Raw genomic sequence first — 19,797 nt, forward strand, 5'->3', positions numbered from 1 at the left:
AAGTTGGTAAGTATAATAAATATATTAATAACCATAAAAATATATTGAAAAGTCTATAAATAAGAGTATAAATAATATAAAAAAGGGATGCACTGAAAATTTTCAGTGCATCCCTTTATTTATAGTGAGATATTAACGCAATTCATTTGTTACGTTAAATATGTAAGGAACATTTCTATACCTATCTTCAAAATCAAATCCATATCCTACTACAAACTTATCTTCTATTGAAAATCCACAGTAGTCAGGGATAAAATCAACCTGTCTTCTGCTTGGCTTATCTAAAAGTACACAAGTTTTTAAACTTTTAGGATTCTTTGCCTTGATATGATTTATTGCAAAAGCCATAGTATTGGCAGTATCAGCAATATCATCTACAATCAATACATCATAAGAAGTAATGTCTTTTAGAGTGATATCCGATTGAACCTTTACCTTACTTGCAGGTGATAAAGAGTCACCATAACTAGAAGTTGTCATGAAGTTTACTCTTAATTGATTTAGGTCTATTTTTCTAACTAAATCAGCACAGAAGATAAAGCTACCTTTTAAAAGAGCAATCACAAGAAGGTTTTTTCCTTTAAAATCATTTTTTATTTCTTCGCCCAACTCAGAGATTCTTTTGTCTAGATCATTTTCACTAAACATAATCTCCCATTTTCTTTCATCTATATTCATTTATTCCTCCAATAAAACACCTGATTATTAATAATTTTATTTAAGTATTATTTATTATACCATAAATTTAGATATAATATACGGAAAATATAGCTAAATAATAAAAAAATAAGATTTAAACAGTATTTATAATTTAATTGATAGAAATATAAAATATACTTGACAAATATATTGCTATATCGTAATATATAAATATACAGAATATCAAATAACTAAAAAATATGTTGAAAATTATTAAAAATATAATATCTTGGTAAAATTCTTGTAAGAAATAGTACTAATTAGTTGAAGAAAATACTTTAATGGGTTAATATGTAGAAGTAAAATACCAACCTAAGAATAAAGTATAGCAATTTTTAAAAGGAGAGATTTGATAAATGATGAATGATAAAGATTCAGAAAACTACATAAGTATGGAAAAATTAGAGAGTTATGCACGTATTTTAAAGGTCATAGCTCATCCAGTAAGATTGTGTATTGTAAAAGGATTAATAGAAAATGGTGGATGTAATGTTTCAAATATCTATTCTTGTCTAGGTGTTCCTCAATCTACAATATCCCAACATCTGGCAAAATTAAAGTCAGAGGGGCTTGTAACTGGAGAAAGAAATGGAAATGAAATAATATACTCAGTTGAAAGTGATGAAGCAAAAAGACTTATTAAGTGCATGATAGAAAGCACAAAATGTGAAAATCTAGAGGATTAGTAATTCCTCTAAGTAAGAATACTTTAAAATGAGTTTTAAGTATTGATTAAAAGAGTATCTCATTGAAAGGATCAAAGAATAATAAATTAAAGGCAAACAATTGCAATTATAAAAGCTAAACATTTGAATATTCAAAAACAGGGTTAGATATGACTTTGTATATTTAAATAGTTTATGTAGACTGACTTTGATCAAGAATTGAGATATTTAAAAAAAGAAAAATATACAGGCAGAAGCTATGGCTTTTTGTTCTAATTAAATTATTTTAAATAATAGGTAAAAATGAGAGGGGAATATGCTATGAAGAAAATTCTTATTGTTGGTGGCGTAGCTGGTGGAGCAACTGCAGCAGCTCGTTTGAGAAGACTTGATGAAACAGCTGAAATAATAATGTTTGAAAGAGGAGAATATATCTCTTTTGCAAACTGTGGACTTCCTTATTATATTGGGGGAGTTATAGAAAATAGAGAAGCTTTACTTGTACAAACTGTAGAAGGAATGAGTGATAGATTTAATCTAGACATAAGAAACTTCAGTGAGGTTGTGTCAATAGATCCAGATAAAAAAGAAATATCAGTAAAGAATTTGAAAACAAATGAAGAATACACTGAAAGCTATGATGAGTTGATACTTTCACCAGGTGCAAGTCCAATTAAGCCTCCAATACCTGGTTTAGATGAAGCTGACAATGTCTTTACTTTGAGAAATATACCAGATACAGATAGTATCAAATCTTTTGTAGATAATAAGAAGCCAGAAGAGGCAGTAGTCATTGGTGGAGGATTTATCGGTGTAGAAATGGCTGAAAACTTAGTAGAAAGAGGAGTAAAGGTTCATCTAGTAGAAATGCTAGATCAGGTAATGGCTCCTTTTGACTTTGAAATGGCACAAATACTTCATGAGCATATGATAGATAATGGAGTTGACCTAGTACTCGGAGATGGAGTTAACTCTTTCAAGAATAATGGAAAAACAATAGTATTAAACAGTGGTAGAGAAATTTCAACTGACCTTACAATTTTATCAATTGGTGTTAGACCTGAAAATTCACTTGCAAAATCTGCAGGTTTAGAGTTGGGTGCAAGAGGACATATCAAGGTAAACAATAAGCTTGAAACTTCTAAGCCAAATATATATGCTGTAGGAGATGCTATAGAAACACAGGATTTAATCTATGGTAAAGAAGCGACAATAGCACTTGCTTCTCCAGCAAATAGACAGGCAAGAATAGTAGCAGATAGAATAAATGGTATAGATGTTAAGTATAAGGGAGTTCTGGGAACTTCTGTTGCCAAGGTGTTTGATTTAGTAGCATCTTCAACAGGACACAGTGAAAAGAAGCTAAAGTCTATGGGAATTAATAACTATGAAGCAATCCATATACATCCACTTTCAAATGCTGGGTATTATCCAACAGCACAGCCTCTTCACCTTAAATTAATATTTGAAGTTCCTTCAGGTAAGATATTAGGTGCTCAGGCTATCGGTCAAAATGGTGTAGAAAAAAGAATAGACGTTATAGCTACTGCCATTGCTGCTAAGATGACAGTTAGAGAACTTCAAGATTTAGAGCTAGCTTATGCACCTCCATTTTCTTCAGCAAAGGATCCAGTCGATATGGCAGGATATGTTGCTACAAATATTTTGGATGGTATGTATAGTTCAGTTCAAGCTAGTGAAATAGATAGTTTGATAGAAAAAGGTGGATATCTAATAGATGTAATAAAAGAAGAAGAACGTATGCTAGGATATATAGAGGGTTCTGTAAATATTCCTCTTGATGAGTTAAGAGATAGATTAGATGAAATACCTAAGGATAAGGATATATATGTTAGCTGTCAAGTTGGCTTAAGAGGTTACTTAGCAGGAAGAATACTTTCTCAAAATGGTATAGAATCTAAGAATGTAGATGGTGGATACACTACTTATAAATATTTAAATCTTGATAATCAAAAGTACAATCAAGAAGTAGATTTAAGAGGTATAGCTTGTACAGATAATGCTGAAGTTCTAAAAAAAAAAGTAAATAATAATTCGGAAGTCGTAAATAAAGCTACTTCTAATACAAAGCCAGATAGCGAAATAATAAAAATTGATGCTAGGGGACTTCAGTGCCCAGGGCCTATTGCTAGAGTATTTGCAGCTATGAACGATGCTAGTGAAGGACAACAGCTAGAAGTCTTGGCAAGTGATCCTGGATTTGGTAAGGATATATCGGCATGGTGCTCAAAGATGAACTATCCAATGCTAGAACTAACAAGAGAAGATGGTGTTACTAGAGCCTTGATAGAAAAATCAACTATGAATGAAAGCTCTTGCTCTATGATGAAAGAAGCTAACAATATTGTGCAAGGTCAAAGTAATTCAAAAGATGGGGCCACTATGGTAGTATTTAGCGGTGACTTAGATAAGGCTATAGCATCCTTTATTATAGCTACTGGAGCAGCTTCTATGGGTAAGGATGTTACAATGTTTTTCACTTTCTGGGGATTAAATATACTTAGAAAAGCTGATGTATCCGTTAAAAAAGAAGGAATGGAAAAAATGTTTGGCAAGATGATGCCAAAAGGTATAGATGAACTAAAAATTTCAAAGATGAATATGGGTGGAATGGGAACAAAGATGATTAAAGAGGTTATGGAAAAGAAAAATGTAGATAGCCTAGAATTGTTGATGAACCGTGCCAAAGAAATGGGTGTTCACTTTGTTGCTTGTGCAATGAGTATGGACATTATGGGAATAAAAGAAGAAGAATTAATAGATGGTGTTGAAATAGCAGGCGTTGCAAGCTATTTATCAGACACTGAAGATTCAAACCTAAACTTATTTATATAAAGATAAAAAGACCGTGATTTAATTTTTAATTGCGGTCTTTTTATTATCAAAACAAGGCAAAATAGATATGATTAAAATACTACTTACTTTGTTGACTAAGCTATAAAAATTGTATATAATTATATATTATGCAGAAATCTAAAAGTAACTTTTCTAACTAATTTTATTTTATGTTTTTATAAAAAAGTTATTTTAATTTTGTATATTAAGTTTTGGATAGCTTTGTGGATAAAGCAGCTATAAAGTGGATATTATTAATAATAAGTATAAATATAGGAGAGGAAGGTAAAATTATGAATAAAAAGAAGAAAAAAATAGGATCGTTAATTATGGCAAGCATAATTTCAGTTGCTACTGTAGCTCAGACTTTTTCTGTTTCAACTTTTGCTTACTCAAGCTATGAAAGAATAGCAGGTGTAAACAGATATGAAACATCAAAGTTAGTATCTAACAGGAATCAAAGCGACACTGTAGTAATAGCAAGTGGAGAAAATTTCGCAGACGCACTTAGCTCTGTTAATTTATCTAATAAATATGGGGCAAGTACAATCTTGACAAATGGAAATACTGATATTATAAACACTCTAAAGGCTAGAAATGTGAAGAAGATATTCTTGGTAGGTGGAGTAAACTCTATACCTCAGAATTTAGAAAATAAATTGAAGGAATCATTTAATGATGTAGAAAGAATAGCTGGTGTAAATAGATATGAAACATCAAGAAAAACAATAAAGAGAACTGGCTATACTAAGCTTGGAGTAGCAAGTGGAAAGACATTTCCAGATGCACTTTCAGCATCAGCTCTTTTAAAGCAAGAAGACTATGGTCTACTATTAGTAGATGGAGACCACAGCTATACGGTACCAGAAGGAACTACTGTTGAGTATACATTTGGTGGTTCAAGAACAATTGTACAAAATGGTGGAGAGAGAATAAACGGCACATCAAGATTTGAGACAGCTGTAAAGATATCAAATATGGTTAAAGATCCAAAATCAATGGCAGTTGTAAGTGGAGATAATTATGCAGATGCTTTATCAGCTACAAACTTAGTAATCTCTGAAGGTGCAATAGTAATGCCAGTACAGAAGTATCCTTACTATGACGTAATAAGAAAAGCAAGACAGGTAGACAAGGTATATTTCATAGGTGGAGAAAACTCAGTAAGCAATGAAACTGCATCTAGAATTATACAAAAGGGTGTAGGTGGTATAGATAAGCCTTCAGCAGGAGAAGATTATGACACAGACGAGTTAACTAGTGATCAGCAAAAGCTTTTGGATGATATTGAAGAACGTGGCAAGCGTATAATAGATGACATTGAAAAGGTAGAAGATGCAATAGATACTCTTAGAAATATCAATTGGCCAAGTGCACAAGACTTTGCAGACAGAGTAGAAGAAATTCAAGATATGATACAGAAGATAAGAGATGATATCAAGGATTTAGGTGATTTAGATATAGGATCTCCAAGTGATATAATAAACGAAATAAAAGATAATTTAATAGATAAATTAACTAGTAGACTATTAGATGCTATAAAAAAATTGATAGGAATACGCAGATAAATAGATCAAAAAATAAAAATTGAATATTTAGCAAAAATAGCTTGATTTTTTTGGTATTACAGATATAATTATGTATAGTGATTTGAAAATAGGTCATGAAAATCCTATGAAAAGGAGAGAAAAAATGAATACTAAAAAAGATAGAAAGTTTAAGATAAATAAATATGTGAGAATTGACAGTCAATCCATATTTGAAGCCAAGCAAAGAATCGCTGTAGAGAAATACGGTGATATATTTGAAGATCAAATATTCTTTGAACTAGAATTGGCATTAAACGATGAGCTAGCAGATGAGCTAAATAAAGAATATAATGAAAGATTTAATTTAGGTCGAGTATTAAATTAGTGATAATAAAAAAGCGTTGGTGAATTCACCGACGCTTTTTGTTATATATAAATTAAATTATAAATCAATTATTCCCATATCCATAAGTAGCGTTGCAATCTGTGCAGCCTTATCTGGGTCCATAGTGCTAAGTGGAAGTCTAAACTCCCCAACATCATAGCCTAGCATATTCATAGTTGTTTTGATTGGAATTGGATTTGGTTCTAAATCAAGAGCTTCAATTAGAGAAAGGTAGTTGAAAAACAACTTTCTAGAAGATAGAAGGTCTCCACTTATAAAAAACTTATATATATCAACAGAAACATCTGGGCATATATTAGCAAGTACTGAAATATATCCATTTGCACCTAGAGAAAGTGCTGGTATTGCCATTTTATCATTTCCACAAATTAATTCCATATCATCAGGTAAAATGTACTTAAGCTTTGCAAATTTATTGATATCATCTGATGATTCTATTATACCAACAATATTTTTAACAACAGTAATTAACTCTATGACTTCAGTTGAAATATCAAAACCACATCTTTCAGGGTCATTTTCTATATAGCAAGGTAGTGAAGACGCTATAGCAATAGCTCTAAAATGGTTTAGAAGGCCATGTTTGTTAGTATGGTTGTAATATGGCGATGATAGTATCAAAGCATCAGCGCCACTCATTTTAGCCCTGATAGATAGTCCTACAGATCTAGCCATATCATTAAAACCAGTTTGAACGATTACTGGAATCTTTTTATCAACTATTTTTACCACTGACTCTATTACAGAGATAATCTCATCATCATTCATAGCTTGGAATTCTCCAGTTGCCCTTCCAAGTACTATTGCACCAATATCATTATCCAAGTGTGATTTTACTAATTTTTCTAGACATTCAAAATCAATTTCATTTGTATCTGTAAATGGTGTTACTAAATTTATTGCACATCCTTTAAAAATCATAGTATTCTCCTTATATATATATTTAGCACCTATATCAAAAGTATATTAAATGAGTTTAATCAAAGACATCTAATATATAAAATAAGTTTTATCTAGTTTTGATAACAAAATGCTATAAAATTCTAATCTTTATCATATATTATTATACCCTATTTTTTGAGTTCGTACACATAAGAATTACTTTTATTTAATTTTAGTTATCAACAGTATAAATCAATATACTTTTATAAAGCTATTGTAATTATAATATTTTGATAGCAATTTTTGGATTTTAAATTATAAAATCAAGAAAATATAAATAAAAAATAGCTATAGAAGAAAGCAATTGAATAATATATGATATATTTAAAATAAAGATGGTAGAATTATTTTAATTTTTAGTTAAATAAGGTTTTTTTGATTAATTACTATCTTTTGTGGTATACTTCTATTGTATAGCAGTATGTATATATTTAAAAATAAATAACAAATATTTTTTGCGATTATAATTAAAAAATATATTTTATGAAAATTAAAAAACTGCAATTAAAGAAATAAGTATATAAAATTTAATGGAGGAATTAAAAGATGGATTCGTTAAAAGAACTGTATAAGATTGGTAGTGGACCTTCTAGTTCTCATACTATGGGGCCACAAAGAGCTGCAAAGAGATATAAGGAAAAGTACCCTGAAGCAGATAGCTACAAATGTACTTTATATGGAAGTTTAGCAGCTACAGGTAAGGGTCATTTAACTGACTATATAATTGAAAAGGAATTTTCACCTAAAAAGGTAGAAATTGTTTGGAGAGCAGATATTACTCCAGAATTTCACCCAAATGGATTAATGATGGAAGCTGTAGATAAGGATGGAAATACATCTAATCCTTGGACTGTTTATTCTGTAGGTGGTGGTACTTTATCAGAAGAAGGAAAAAGAAACCAGCCAGACGGAAAAGTATATTATGAACATAAAAAGCTTGATGATATAATAGATTATTGTAAGGAAAATAATAAAAACTTTGTAGAGTATGTTTTAGATAGAGAAGATGATGACTTCCTAGAATATATGGATACTATAGCAGATGCAATGAAGGATGCTGTAGATAGAGGTATAGAAAGTAGAGAAGTAATCCCAGGAAAGCTTCGTCTAGAAAGAAGAGCATCAAATTTCTATAAGAGATACCTAGCAAATAAGGATTATACTAATCTAAACTATGCATTTGCACTAGCAGCATCAGAAGAAAATGCTTCAGGTGGACGTATAGTTACAGCTCCTACTTGTGGTGCAGCAGGAGTGCTTCCAGGTGTATTTTTCTCATTGATGGTACACAATGGATACAGCAAGCAGTTGATAATTGAAGGATTGATTGTTGCAGGATTAATAGGTAACTTAATAAAAGAAAATGCGTCAATATCAGGAGCAGAAGCAGGTTGTCAGGCAGAAGTTGGTACAGCTTGTTCAATGGCAGCAGCAGGAACATCTTACCTATTTGGTGGAAATCTACAGCAGATAGAATACGCAGCTGAAATAGGACTTGAACATCATCTTGGAATGACTTGTGACCCTGTATATGGATATGTTCAAATACCTTGTATAGAAAGAAATGCTATGGCAGCTGAAAGAGCAGTTGGAGCGGCTAAGTATGCAAACAATACTGAAGGTGAACATACTATATCATTTGACCAAGTAACTGTTACTATGGGCGAAACTGGTAAAGATTTGATGGACAAGTATAGAGAGACTTCAAAGGGTGGACTAGCTAAGTGGTTTGAATGCTAGAGAAGGCTTTTAATCTCAATAATTATAGTGATATTAAATAAAATATGATGTATAATAAAGAAGGTATATTTTTAATATACCTTCTTTTATGTATTGATAATTTTGAAGATAAAAATCAAAAAGTTTGAGAAGTAGAAAATAGAGTATTAATTTTATATAGGGCTTTTTATTTGAGTATAATTGTAAATAGAAGCAAGTATAAAGTTATATTGGACATTTTAGAAAAATATTAGTATAATTTACACTTTAGGAAGAATATAGATTAGATTTTGATCGGGAGGAAGTATGGAACAATACGGCAACTTTGCATATATATATGATGAATTGATGGATGATGTGGACTATGAAAGATGGGTAGAACATATAGAAGAAATAATAGAGGATAATGGCGTAAAAGTTAAAAACATACTCGAGCTTGCCTGTGGAACAGGGAATGTAACTTTATTATTGGCTAATAAAAACTATGATATAGCAGGGGTAGACATATCACAAGAGATGTTGGAAGTTGCCTATATGAAGTCACAGGAAATGAAGACTCCTCTAGTACTACTTGAACAAGATATTGTCGATTTAGATTTTGATTTATATGATCTGGACTGTGTACTATGTGCTTGCGATGGATTTAATTATATTACGTCCTTGGAAGACCTTAAGAAGGTATTTGAAAAGTCATATAGTTTATTGAAAAAAGATGGTATTTTATTATTTGACGTAAGCTCTTACTATAAGATTAAAAATATTTTAGGAAATAATTTTATGGGAGAAACTAGGGAAAACTTAGCCTATATGTGGACCAACTACTTTGACGAAGAAAGTCAACTGATAGATATGGATTTGGACTTCTTTGTAAAGCTAGATGTTGACGATGGTGAAGAAGATAATTTATTTGAAAGATATAAAGAAAATCATCAACAAAGAGCACATAAGAAAAAAGAGTTGGAGAACTTGCTAAAGGATGTTGGATTTGAAGACATAAAAATGTATGGTGATTTTGATATGAATGCGCCAAGAGAAGATTCAGAGAGAATATTTGTAAGTGCTATAAAAAGGTAATAAAAATTATAAGATTGAATGTTAAACTAAAGAAAACTATGAGTTAATAATAAAATTTAAAATATACATAAAAATTGGATATTTAGCTGTATATAAGTATGAAAGAAGAGGTATAAAAATGAAGGATTATTGTTTAAGAGTAACAACTGGAAATAAAGAGGCAAGAGCATTATTTGCAACTACAAGAAATATGGTTGAGGCTGCAAGAGGATATCACAATACAACAAAGGTAGCAACAGCAGCACTAGGAAGAACATTGACTGCAACTTCTATGATGGGACTTATGATGAAGAATAAATCAGATAAGCTATCTATAATAATAAAAGGTGGAGGACCAATTGGTTCTATTATAACTACTGCTGACTCTAGTGGTATAGCAAAGGGATATGTAACAAATCCAGATGTGGAAGTAGAAAACTATGAAAATGGAAAGTTAAATGTTGCTGGAGCAGTTGGAAATGACGGTACTATTAAGGTAATAAAGGATCTAGGATTAAAAGAACCTTATAATGGTGAGTATCAAATGGTTAGTGGTGAAATAGCACAGGACTTTACATACTACTTTACTGTATCAGAGCAGACACCTTCAGCAGTAGCATTGGGCGTACTTACTAAGGCAGAAGAAGTTCAAGAGGCTGGTGGATTTATTATACAAATGATGCCAGATGCATCTGAAGAAACTATTTCTACTATAGAAAAGAATCTATCAAATATTAAGTCTGTTACAGAGATGTTAAAAGAAGGACTTACTCCAGAAGATATGGTAGAGATAGTTCTAGCAGGCTTAGAACCTAGAATACTTGATAAGTCAGAAATAGGATTTGAATGTGATTGTTCAAAAGATAGGGTATCAAAGGTATTTTCAGCAATAGGAAAAGACGAACTAAAGACTATTATTGATGAAGACAAGGGAGCAGAGGTAGGTTGCCAGTTCTGTAACTCAAAGTATCAATTTAGCGAAGAAGAATTAGAAGATATTTACAAAGAATTATAAAAGTAAAAACACGAATAAAGTTATAGTAAAGTATGGCAAGGAGTAATTTTGCTTCTTGCTATATTTTTAGGAAGAATCAAAGAGGTGTATATTGATGAGAATAGATAAACTGCTTGGAAATCTAGGATACGGAACAAGAAGTGAAATAAAAAAACTATGTAAGCAAGGTGCTGTAATAGTAAATGGGAAAGAAGCTAAAAAGGCAGATCAGCATGTCGATCCAGAAGAAGATGAGATATTATTTAATGGTGAGTTAGTTAACTATAGGGAATTTGTGTATTTGATGTTAAACAAACCAGCTGGATACATATCAGCGACATTTGATAGAAATGATGCAACTGTACTTGATTTGATAGATGAAAAATACCATGCCTTTGAGCCAGCACCTGTGGGAAGATTGGACAAAGATACTGAAGGACTGTTGATTATAACAAATGATGGCAAGCTAACTCATAGAGTCTTGTCACCAAAAAAACACATCCCTAAAAAGTACTATGCAATAGTAGCAGGAAGTGTAAACTCAAATGATATCAAGGCATTTGAAAAGGGTATAGATATCGGTGAAGGATATACAACTAAGCCAGCCTCACTAGAAATTATAGGTCAAATTGATTTGGACGATATCTCAGATGAAGAAAATCAGGAAAAAAGTGAAGAAACAAACATAAATCTAGCAGGAGAAGATGTCTATGAAATATACCTTACTATAAGTGAAGGAAAGTTCCATCAGGTCAAGAGAATGTTCCAATCCGTTGGCAAGGAAGTGCTATATCTGAAAAGAGTACAGATGGGTGGATTAGAGCTAGATGAAAGCTTGGAGCTAGGTGAGTACAGAGAACTTACAGATGACGAAATCAAGATGTTGGAAGAAAGATAGATATTTCAAATAAAAAAATAAGATTAATTATAGAAATACTAAAAAGAACAATATAAATATTGAGAGGAAACTTGATGAAGAGAAAAGATATTATAGAATTTGAAGTTGGAAAAATGGAGTTTGGTGGAATATCACGCTCTATATATGATGAAAAAAGAATCAAGATGAAGGGTGGAATCACAGGGCAGAGAGTGAAGGCAGCTGTAAAAAAGGCTAGAAGTGATAGCGGGGAAGTAAGACTTCTTGAACTAATAGAGCCATCTCCACTAGAAACAGCAGAAACTTGTGTACATTTTAGAGAGTGTGGAGGATGTAGCATACTTTCTCTTCCATATGAAAAACAGTTGGAAATAAAAGAAAAACAAGTAATGGAATTATTTGATGGAGCTGAAATATCAGGATTTGAATATCTTGGCATACAGGGAAGTCCATCATCTACTCAGTATAGAAATAAGATGGAATATACTTTTGGTGATGAATTCAAGGGCGGACCTCTATCTTTGGGAATGCATAAAACTGGAAGATTTATTGATATACTGACAGTACACGACTGTAGATTAGTAGACTCTGACTTTGTAGAAATAATGAAAAAGACAAGAGACTTCTTTGATGAAAAAGAAATCCCATATTACAGAAGCTTCAATCACGAAGGATACCTAAGACACCTTGTAGTTAGAAAAGGTGAAAACACTGGAGAAATAATGGTAAACATAGTAACTTCATCTCAGATGGATTTTGATATGAATGAATTTGCAAATATGTTGAGATCTCTAGAACTGGAAAATGAAATAGTAAGCATACTTCACACTATAAATGACGGAATGGCAGATGCAGTTCAATGTGACGAACTAAGAGTGCTATACGGAAGAGACTACTTTAATGAAGAAGTTCTAGGACTTAAATTCAAGGTATCTCCTTTCTCATTCTTCCAGACAAACACAAAGGGCGCAGAAAAGCTATATGAAATAGCCAGAGACTTTGCAGGAGATAAGGGAGATGGCAAAGTTGTATTTGACCTTTACAGTGGAACAGGTACAATAGGTCAGCTAATGGCTCAAAGTGCAAGAAAAGTATACGGAATAGAATTGGTAGAAGAAGCAGTAGAAGCAGCCAATCAAAATGCCAAGCTAAACAATCTAGACAATTGCCAATTCATAGCAGGTGACGTAGCTAAGGTCGTTAGCGAACTTCCAGAAAAGGCAGACCTGATAATAGTAGACCCACCAAGAGCAGGAGTACTAGGAAATGGCGTAAAAGATATAGCTGAATTTGGAGCAGGAGAAATCGTATATGTCAGCTGTAACCCGAAATCATTGGTAGATAACCTAGTTGAATTTCAGACTAGGGGATATAAGGTGGAGAAGGTTCAGTTGATGGACATGTTCCCGAATACACCGCATGTGGAGTGCATAGCGTTGATACAAAGAGAAATTATGTAGAAATCCTGAGATTTAAGCTATTTCATGACTATTTTGTTTTTGAGGAAGATGACCAAAATAACAAGAGAAAAGTGCTAAAAAAGTATTTCAATGTTTCAGTTGTGGTTGACCTAGTTAGTGGAGATACAAGAAAATAGGGACAGTTAAAAATCAGCAAGGATTAAAATACTTGCTGATTTTTGTATTTATACTTTCAGACTTGTTAAAAGGACAAGTCAAGAATGGTGGTTTTGATAATTCTAGAATGGCAAAAAGGAAAAGTCTAGACTTGTTAAAAAGACAACCTAACTATATAGAGATTAGTTAGATTGATAGAGTTAGATTGATATTAGGGGTGGAAGCAAAAAACTTTTCTTTCAAAAGTGGATATAAACTGATACGGAGATATACCGTAACAGGTTTAAAATAAATATTGACATACTAGTAAATAGAATTATATTTACTTATCTATAAAAGACAAAACAGAAATGGTTTAAGTAAACCATTGACAACCATTTCGTATTATGGTATAGTTAAACCATAATCAAAAAGTTTATTCTATTTAACTAAATTTAGGAGGGAATTGTATGGGAAATGAAAATGTTAATGAAGTAATAAATATTCTAAGAGAAAAAGCAAGTGCAGGAAATTATATTTTTGAATTTGTAATTAATTATTATTTAAGTAGAAAGTTAGAAACCCACTCTTTTGATCAAATCCTAGAAAAATTTGAAGATGAAAATATTAAATATAATTTAAGAGCTATTTATGAAGGGGATAATAATTATAGAAAAGGATTTGATAATCTTAAAGATTTCACATTGGATGAAATTATTGAAATTATTGCAGAACTTTCTGAGTTTACTGGTAGAAGAGGAGAAGGAGAAAATACTACAGTAAAGTCAATTATTGATTTATCCTTAGAGCTTTTAAACTTAGAGAAAGAAGATAGATTATTAGATGTGGGCTCAGGAGTTGGGACAACATTGCTAGAAGCATCTAAAATATCTAATATTTCCGGGATTGAAATCAATCCAGAGAATTATATGCTATCATGCATTTTACTTGACCTATTTGATTTGTCAGTAGAAAAGATGATGCATAAGGATGTCTTTACCTATGATTTAAAAAAATTTAATGCTAATAAAGTTTTTATGAATATGCCTATGAATTTGAAAATGTCAGGGAAAAAATTAGAAGATGTTTTAAAATTAAAATTTGATAAGTCAACTTACAAAAACCATATTAAATTTATTGATTCATCTTGGGTTTTTGCCCTAGATATTATTGAAAATACGGGATATGAGAAGTTTGTAATGCTTGTAAATGGAAATCCTCTTTATAGTGATATTCATCAAGATGTAAGAAAAATATTGATTGATGAAGGAAAGGTTGAAGCAGTTATAGCATTGCCTAGCAACTTATTAGCCTATACAGCTGTTCCTATATACCTAGTTGTATTTAGTCATAATAATGAAAGTATAAGATTTGTTGATGCAACAAATCTTTATTCAGATAGTAAATATAGGCATACAATGGAAAAGAAACATATTGAGAAAATTATAAGTGCATTAGGAGAGGATTCTAATATTAGCAAGACCGTGGAAGATAAGAAATTAGAAGAAGAGGATTTTACCCTTGATCCATTAAGATATACAATGCCAGAATTTCCTTTTGAGGAAAGTATAGAATTAAAAGATGTAGTTAAATCCATTAATAGGGGTCACACTATTAGCAAGAAAGACTTAGATGAGATGACATCAGTTCAGCCAACAAATTATCAATACTTGATGCTGCAAAACTTTCAAGATGGCATATTAGATGAAAACTTACCATATTTAAAAGATTTAGATGAAACTTATGAAAGATATTTATTAAAGGATAATTCTATCATAATTTCTAGATTATCACCTTTTAAAATAGGTTCAGTTGATAAGCTTAAAACAAAAGTGCTGGCCAATGGGAATTTATTCTTTTTAGAAATTAATGAAGATAAAATCAATAAAGATTTTTTGACAGCCTATTTGCAAAGTAGAATAGGTTTAAAAGAAATAGAAAAATATGCTAAGGGCTCTACCATGAAAACAATTAGTATAAGGGATCTTGAAAAAGTTAAAATTCCCAAAATTAGTATGGAGAAACAAATTGAGATTGGAGAGAATTTTGTCCTATTAAATTCGGAATTTAAAGCCATTAAGAAAAGAGCTGAAGAAATAGCAAAAGAAAGATTGAACATATTTGAAGGAGGTATATAATGCTTCTGGATAATGAGTTGAAAATCGATATTGCTTCTGATGCAACAAAAATAGTAATGAAAAGGATTATTAGTGCTAGATCCATTAGTGAGTTGAGAGCTTATCTAAAATCAATAGGGCTTGAGGAATTAACTCCAGAGATAGATAATTTCCAGCCTAATGGTGATATTTATATATTAGGAGATTTGAGTATTAAAGATAATATTGTCTATCAAATATTTAAAGACTTAAGTATAGATGTTAATAGAGTAAAAATAGTAAAAGGATATAATGAGTTTAAGACTTATAATTTCAATAGATTTCAACATGATTATTCAGTAAGACTAATTTTCGTAGGACCAATGCCCCATTAAACACAAGATAAGGGTGATTATTCAAGCATTATTTCAAGAATGGAGCAGGAAGAGGGTTTTCCTAAAATTGTAAGGCTTGGTGTAGAAGGTAATTTAAAAGTTACTAAAACAAACCTTAAAGAGGCTGTAATCAAAGAGATAGAATCTAATTATTTAGATACAAATTAACATGCTAGGAAATTTTTAGAATAAAAACTTACAAAATATTTACTTATTTAATTTTATTTCCCAAGATAAATACCTAAAAGACAATAGTTTTGATAAAATAGAGTTAATAATATAGGAGGTTATTTATATATGAATGAAAGAAATAGATATAAGCAAACAGGAATAAATGTACAACAAAAAGCAAATATGATTTGGAATATAGCAGATATACTTAGAGGACTTTATAAACCTCATGAATATCCCTATGTGTTAGGATAGTTGTCGTATAGAAAAAAATAATGTATAATAGAAATATGACAATAACCTAAGGAGAATGATTATGTCTAAAACTAAAAAGAAAAGAAGCTATACCGAAGAATTTAAAACCTCTGTTCTTCAAAAATTAGAAGAACCTAATAATACAATAACAAGTCTTTCTGATGAATTAGGGGTTCCTAGACCCACCATATATCAATGGATTAAGAAAGCTGAAGCAGATAATATGAAAGTTTCAATTAATCATAAAGTTACCAGCAAATGGACTTCAGAAGATAAATTTCATGTAGTACTTGAAACATCAACCTTTTCAGAAACAGAACTAGCAGAATACTGCAGAAGAAAAGGAATTTATGTTGATGAAGTGAAAATGTGGAGAAATCAATGCCTTAAGGCTAATGAAGAAGCAAAAGAAGATCCAAAGGAACTTAAAGAATCTTTAAAGGCTGAAAAGGATTTAAATAAAGAACTGGAGAGAGAACTTAGGCGTAAAGATAAGGCATTAGCTGAAACAGCTGCATTACTAGTATTAAGAAAAAAAGCAAACGCGATTTGGGGGGACCCCGAGGAAGAATGATCAGCGACTCAGATCGCGTAACAGCAGTAATGCTGATCAATGAAGCAAGGGAAAATGGTGCTAGATTGAAACCCGCCTGTGATGAACTAAACATCAGTGAGAGAACTTATCAAAGATGGACTGCACAGGGCATCAGTGAAGATAAAATAAAGAAAGACCAAAGGCCATTAATAGAAAGGCCAACCCCTAAAAACAAACTAACCGAAGCAGAAAGAAAAGAAATAATTAAAGTAGTCAATAACCCTGAATATGCTGATTTAGCACCATCACAAATAGTACCTAAATTGGTCGATGAAGGTAAATATTTAGCATCAGAATCAACAATCTATAAAATTCTAAGGGAAGAAAAAATGAATGCTCACAGGGGCAGAACCAGCCACCAGTAAAAAGGGAACCGCCAACACATATAGCAACAGCCCCAAATGAAGTTTGGACTTGGGATATAACCTGGTTAAATGGATTTATCAAAGGACAGTTTTACAAGCTTTATTTAATAATAGACATGTTCAGCAGACTAATAGTGGCTTATGAAGTTTGGGAAGAAGAAAAAGCTGAACATGCAGAGTATCTAATTAGGAAGGCCACATTATCACAAGGAACAGCAGGGAAGCCATTGGTATTACATTCAGACAATGGCAGTCCTATGAAGGCAGCAACCTTCCAGGCTACACTGGAAAAACTAGGAGTGCAGAGTTCCTTTTCAAGACCCAGAGTAAGCAATGATAATCCTTACTCAGAAGCACTTTTCAAAACAATGAAATATAGACCTAAATATCCCTTCAAAGGCTTTAGAGGCCTAGAAGAAGCTAGAATTTGGGTAGAAAAGTTTGTAAATTGGTATAACAAAATCCATCTGCACAGCGGAATCAAATTCATAACTCCATACCAAAGACACTATGGCCTAGATAAAGAAATTATGAGAAAGCGCCAACAAACCTATGAAAAAGCCAAAGCAAAACATCCAGAAAGATGGTCAAAAGGCATCAGAGACTGGACATTACCTGAATATGTATCGCTTAACCCTATTGACGAGGAGGAAGAAAATGGCTTATTACACAGAAGCAATTTCTTTTTTTTATATTCCGGCAGAGCAGGAATGTATCAGCACTCACGAAGTGAGGGCGCGGCTTGGCATCGAAGATGACATTCTAAGGGGATTGGGGATGTGCCTCCAACAAGCAAAATGCGCCCGTGTACGTACGGGGGCACTGCTTGCCAATTTGTGAAGCAACAATAATTAGCAGTATAAACACTAAAAATATGGTAAAAGTGATGGATTTTCGGGGTGGTGGCATAAGAAATTTGTGTGAAAAATAGAAAATAAGAACGATGACTGAAATTTATTGACTTTGAAGAAAAACTTTGATATAAAAAGGGCAAAATAACAGTAAAGGAAATAAATCAGGGAATTGAACAGATAAATAATGTTGTACAGTCAAATGCAGTAACATTTGAGAAATGTGTAGCTTTCAGTCAGGAAATAAGTAGCGAAGCAGAAAGTCTGCGTGAAATGATCAGGAAATTTAAAGTTGCAGAATAAAATGATATAGATGTCTAAGGATGTCATATATATACAGAAAGGGACTTACATTATGGATACAGGCATACGCAAATTGGTTAATGAAATAGCTGCAGAAGATTTAATAGAATTATTTGCACCAAGTATGGATGATTATCTTTACATTATGAATTTGCAGAAAAACACTTTCAGAATTTCACAGATAGCAGTGGATAGTTTTATGATGTCAGGTAATTCTTTTGATGATGCAGTCAACAGTTTTCAGCTTTTTGTATATAAAGAAGACCGCTCTATGATCGCGGAAGATTTACAGCATATAATAGAAGGAAAAGAAAAGGATCATAATCTGTATTACAGATGGCTTGATAAAAACGGAATGCCAGTATGGATTAATTGTCGTGGAAAAGTCGTTGATGATAAAGATGGAAAACCTCATTATCTTATAGGATGTGTGAATGAAATAGGAAATACCCCGAAAGCAGATAATATCAGTGGACTTTTAGGCGAAAGGGAATTGCGCTCATATATTTCTTCCTATGAAAAGATTGGTCGGTTATTAAATACTTACTGTTGCAGGTATTTAATATGGAAATTGCGAAAGCCGTATAAGTTAAAAGAAAAAGAGATTTCCGACAAAATTATTGATGGTAAACATAGACAAGATGGGTAATAAAAAAAATAATAGATATCAAAAATCAAAGGCGGTTCGAAGCTGCATCTTTGGAACAATGGATAAGGTTATTATTGGAATATGTGTCTTCTGTATCCTGCTTTCAGGGGCGGGTATCTGGTATGGAACGCTTGATTATTTCAAAGCGGAAGAGACCTATGGTGATCTTCAGCAATATATTACTCTAGTGGATGAAACATTGCCGGATGCTGTTAAAGATCAGACGTATTACATTGACTGGAAAAGCCTGCGGGCGATAAATCCGGATGTTGTTGCGTGGGTGAAGATTCCGGGTACAGTGGTGGATTATCCGATCGTACAGACCAAGGATAATCAGTATTATTTAAAAAGGGCTTTTGATGGAAAAAAGAATTCCTGCGGAACAATTTTTATGAATGCGTATAACCGCATGGATTTTTCCGACTATAACACAGTTCTTTACGGACATAACATGAAGAATGGCAGTATGTTTGCAGTGATCAATAAATATAAGGAAGCAGCATTTTATGAAGATCATAAGGAAGTTTGGCTGTTCACACCGTACTGGGAGAGAAAATACCGGATCATATCTGTGCATAAAGCTACGGATGCATCTGAAACATATACAGTGGAGTTTGGAGACAGATATGCTGAGCACGTGACAAAAGAAGCGTCTATGTCTATATATGATACCGGTAATGGTTACAATGTAGATCTTCCAATGATTACACTGTCTACCTGTACAGGAAATGGGTTATTGGAGCGGATGGTTCTTATATGCCAGCCGGTATATGAAACGAAACTTAATCCGTTTATGCAGGATTAAGTTTCGTTTCATAAAA

17 protein-coding genes and 1 pseudogene are annotated in these 19,797 nt (G+C 32.2%); 16 read left to right on the forward strand and 2 right to left on the reverse strand.

Annotation, left to right across the window (positions count from 1 at the left end; translation table 11 throughout):
- Positions 1–132 precede the first annotated feature (132 nt).
- Positions 133–678: a hypoxanthine phosphoribosyltransferase gene (gene hpt / locus UF10_RS01350; RefSeq protein ID WP_106776056.1), complete on the reverse strand. Its 546-nt coding sequence runs from the start codon at positions 676–678 to the stop codon at positions 133–135.
- 377 nt (positions 679–1,055) lie between these two features.
- On the opposite strand from hpt, the gene UF10_RS01355 reads away from it, so the two are divergent.
- The 4 genes from UF10_RS01355 to UF10_RS01370 all read left to right on the forward strand — a co-directional run bounded on the left by UF10_RS01355 (position 1,056) and on the right by UF10_RS01370 (position 6,134).
- On the forward strand, positions 1,056–1,385 hold the full coding sequence (locus UF10_RS01355) for an ArsR/SmtB family transcription factor (RefSeq protein WP_330403882.1): 330 nt from the start codon (positions 1,056–1,058) through the stop codon (positions 1,383–1,385).
- A gap of 300 nt (positions 1,386–1,685) precedes the next feature.
- Positions 1,686–4,220 carry a CoA-disulfide reductase gene (locus tag UF10_RS01360; RefSeq protein ID WP_106776057.1) on the forward strand — a complete coding sequence of 845 codons (2,535 nt, stop codon included), beginning with the start codon at positions 1,686–1,688 and terminating at the stop codon, positions 4,218–4,220.
- 293 nt (positions 4,221–4,513) lie between these two features.
- Positions 4,514–5,788, forward strand: coding sequence for a cell wall-binding repeat-containing protein (locus tag UF10_RS01365; protein ID WP_146130753.1), 1,275 nt, complete (start codon positions 4,514–4,516; stop codon positions 5,786–5,788).
- A gap of 124 nt (positions 5,789–5,912) precedes the next feature.
- Positions 5,913–6,134 (forward strand): hypothetical protein, encoded by a 222-nt coding sequence (locus UF10_RS01370; protein ID WP_106776059.1) that lies wholly within the window; start codon positions 5,913–5,915, stop codon positions 6,132–6,134.
- Positions 6,135–6,191: 57 nt separating this feature from the next.
- On the opposite strand, the gene dapA is transcribed toward UF10_RS01370, so the two are convergent.
- Entirely contained in the window at positions 6,192–7,076 is an 885-nt protein-coding gene (gene dapA, locus UF10_RS01375; RefSeq protein ID WP_106776060.1) for a 4-hydroxy-tetrahydrodipicolinate synthase, read from the reverse strand.
- Positions 7,077–7,643: 567 nt separating this feature from the next.
- On the opposite strand from dapA, the gene UF10_RS01380 reads away from it, so the two are divergent.
- From UF10_RS01380 to srtB, 12 genes and pseudogenes are all read left to right on the forward strand, one after another.
- Positions 7,644–8,837: an L-serine ammonia-lyase, iron-sulfur-dependent, subunit alpha gene (locus UF10_RS01380; RefSeq protein WP_106776061.1), complete on the forward strand. Its 1,194-nt coding sequence runs from the start codon at positions 7,644–7,646 to the stop codon at positions 8,835–8,837.
- Positions 8,838–9,122: 285 nt separating this feature from the next.
- The gene (locus UF10_RS01385) at positions 9,123–9,890 is read left to right on the forward strand and encodes a class I SAM-dependent DNA methyltransferase (RefSeq protein ID WP_106776062.1); all 768 of its coding nucleotides are present in this window, start codon (positions 9,123–9,125) and stop codon (positions 9,888–9,890) included.
- A 118-nt stretch (positions 9,891–10,008) separates the two neighbouring features.
- Positions 10,009–10,884: an Hsp33 family molecular chaperone HslO gene (hslO, locus tag UF10_RS01390; protein WP_106776063.1), complete on the forward strand. Its 876-nt coding sequence runs from the start codon at positions 10,009–10,011 to the stop codon at positions 10,882–10,884.
- A gap of 94 nt (positions 10,885–10,978) precedes the next feature.
- Positions 10,979–11,761: a pseudouridine synthase gene (locus UF10_RS01395; RefSeq protein ID WP_106776064.1), complete on the forward strand. Its 783-nt coding sequence runs from the start codon at positions 10,979–10,981 to the stop codon at positions 11,759–11,761.
- 74 nt (positions 11,762–11,835) lie between these two features.
- Positions 11,836–13,200 carry a 23S rRNA (uracil(1939)-C(5))-methyltransferase RlmD gene (rlmD, locus tag UF10_RS01400; protein WP_106776065.1) on the forward strand — a complete coding sequence of 455 codons (1,365 nt, stop codon included), beginning with the start codon at positions 11,836–11,838 and terminating at the stop codon, positions 13,198–13,200.
- Between the two features lie 566 nt (positions 13,201–13,766).
- Positions 13,767–15,434, forward strand: a complete 1,668-nt coding sequence (locus UF10_RS01405) for an N-6 DNA methylase (RefSeq protein WP_106776066.1) — start codon at positions 13,767–13,769, stop codon at positions 15,432–15,434.
- The gene (locus tag UF10_RS01410) at positions 15,434–15,787 is read left to right on the forward strand and encodes a hypothetical protein (protein ID WP_106776067.1); all 354 of its coding nucleotides are present in this window, start codon (positions 15,434–15,436) and stop codon (positions 15,785–15,787) included. Before UF10_RS01405 ends, UF10_RS01410 begins: the two co-directional genes overlap by 1 nt.
- Before the next feature lie 39 nt (positions 15,788–15,826).
- On the forward strand, positions 15,827–15,955 hold the full coding sequence (locus UF10_RS09390; RefSeq protein WP_278309084.1) for a hypothetical protein: 129 nt from the start codon (positions 15,827–15,829) through the stop codon (positions 15,953–15,955).
- Positions 15,956–16,084: 129 nt separating this feature from the next.
- Positions 16,085–16,213, forward strand: coding sequence for a type I restriction-modification system subunit M N-terminal domain-containing protein (locus tag UF10_RS09310; RefSeq protein ID WP_242969005.1), 129 nt, complete (start codon positions 16,085–16,087; stop codon positions 16,211–16,213).
- A 61-nt stretch (positions 16,214–16,274) separates the two neighbouring features.
- Positions 16,275–17,835, forward strand: a pseudogene (locus UF10_RS01415) (IS3 family transposase); the annotation flags it as partial.
- A 544-nt stretch (positions 17,836–18,379) separates the two neighbouring features.
- On the forward strand, positions 18,380–18,976 hold the full coding sequence (locus UF10_RS01425; RefSeq protein WP_170062418.1) for a PAS domain-containing protein: 597 nt from the start codon (positions 18,380–18,382) through the stop codon (positions 18,974–18,976).
- Positions 18,951–19,781, forward strand: coding sequence for a class B sortase (srtB, locus tag UF10_RS01430; RefSeq protein WP_106776069.1), 831 nt, complete (start codon positions 18,951–18,953; stop codon positions 19,779–19,781). Before UF10_RS01425 ends, srtB begins: the two co-directional genes overlap by 26 nt.
- Positions 19,782–19,797 lie beyond the last annotated feature (16 nt).

The sequence above is a fragment of the Peptostreptococcus russellii genome, assembly GCF_003012055.1.
Lineage (GTDB): Bacteria > Bacillota > Clostridia > Peptostreptococcales > Peptostreptococcaceae > Peptostreptococcus > Peptostreptococcus russellii.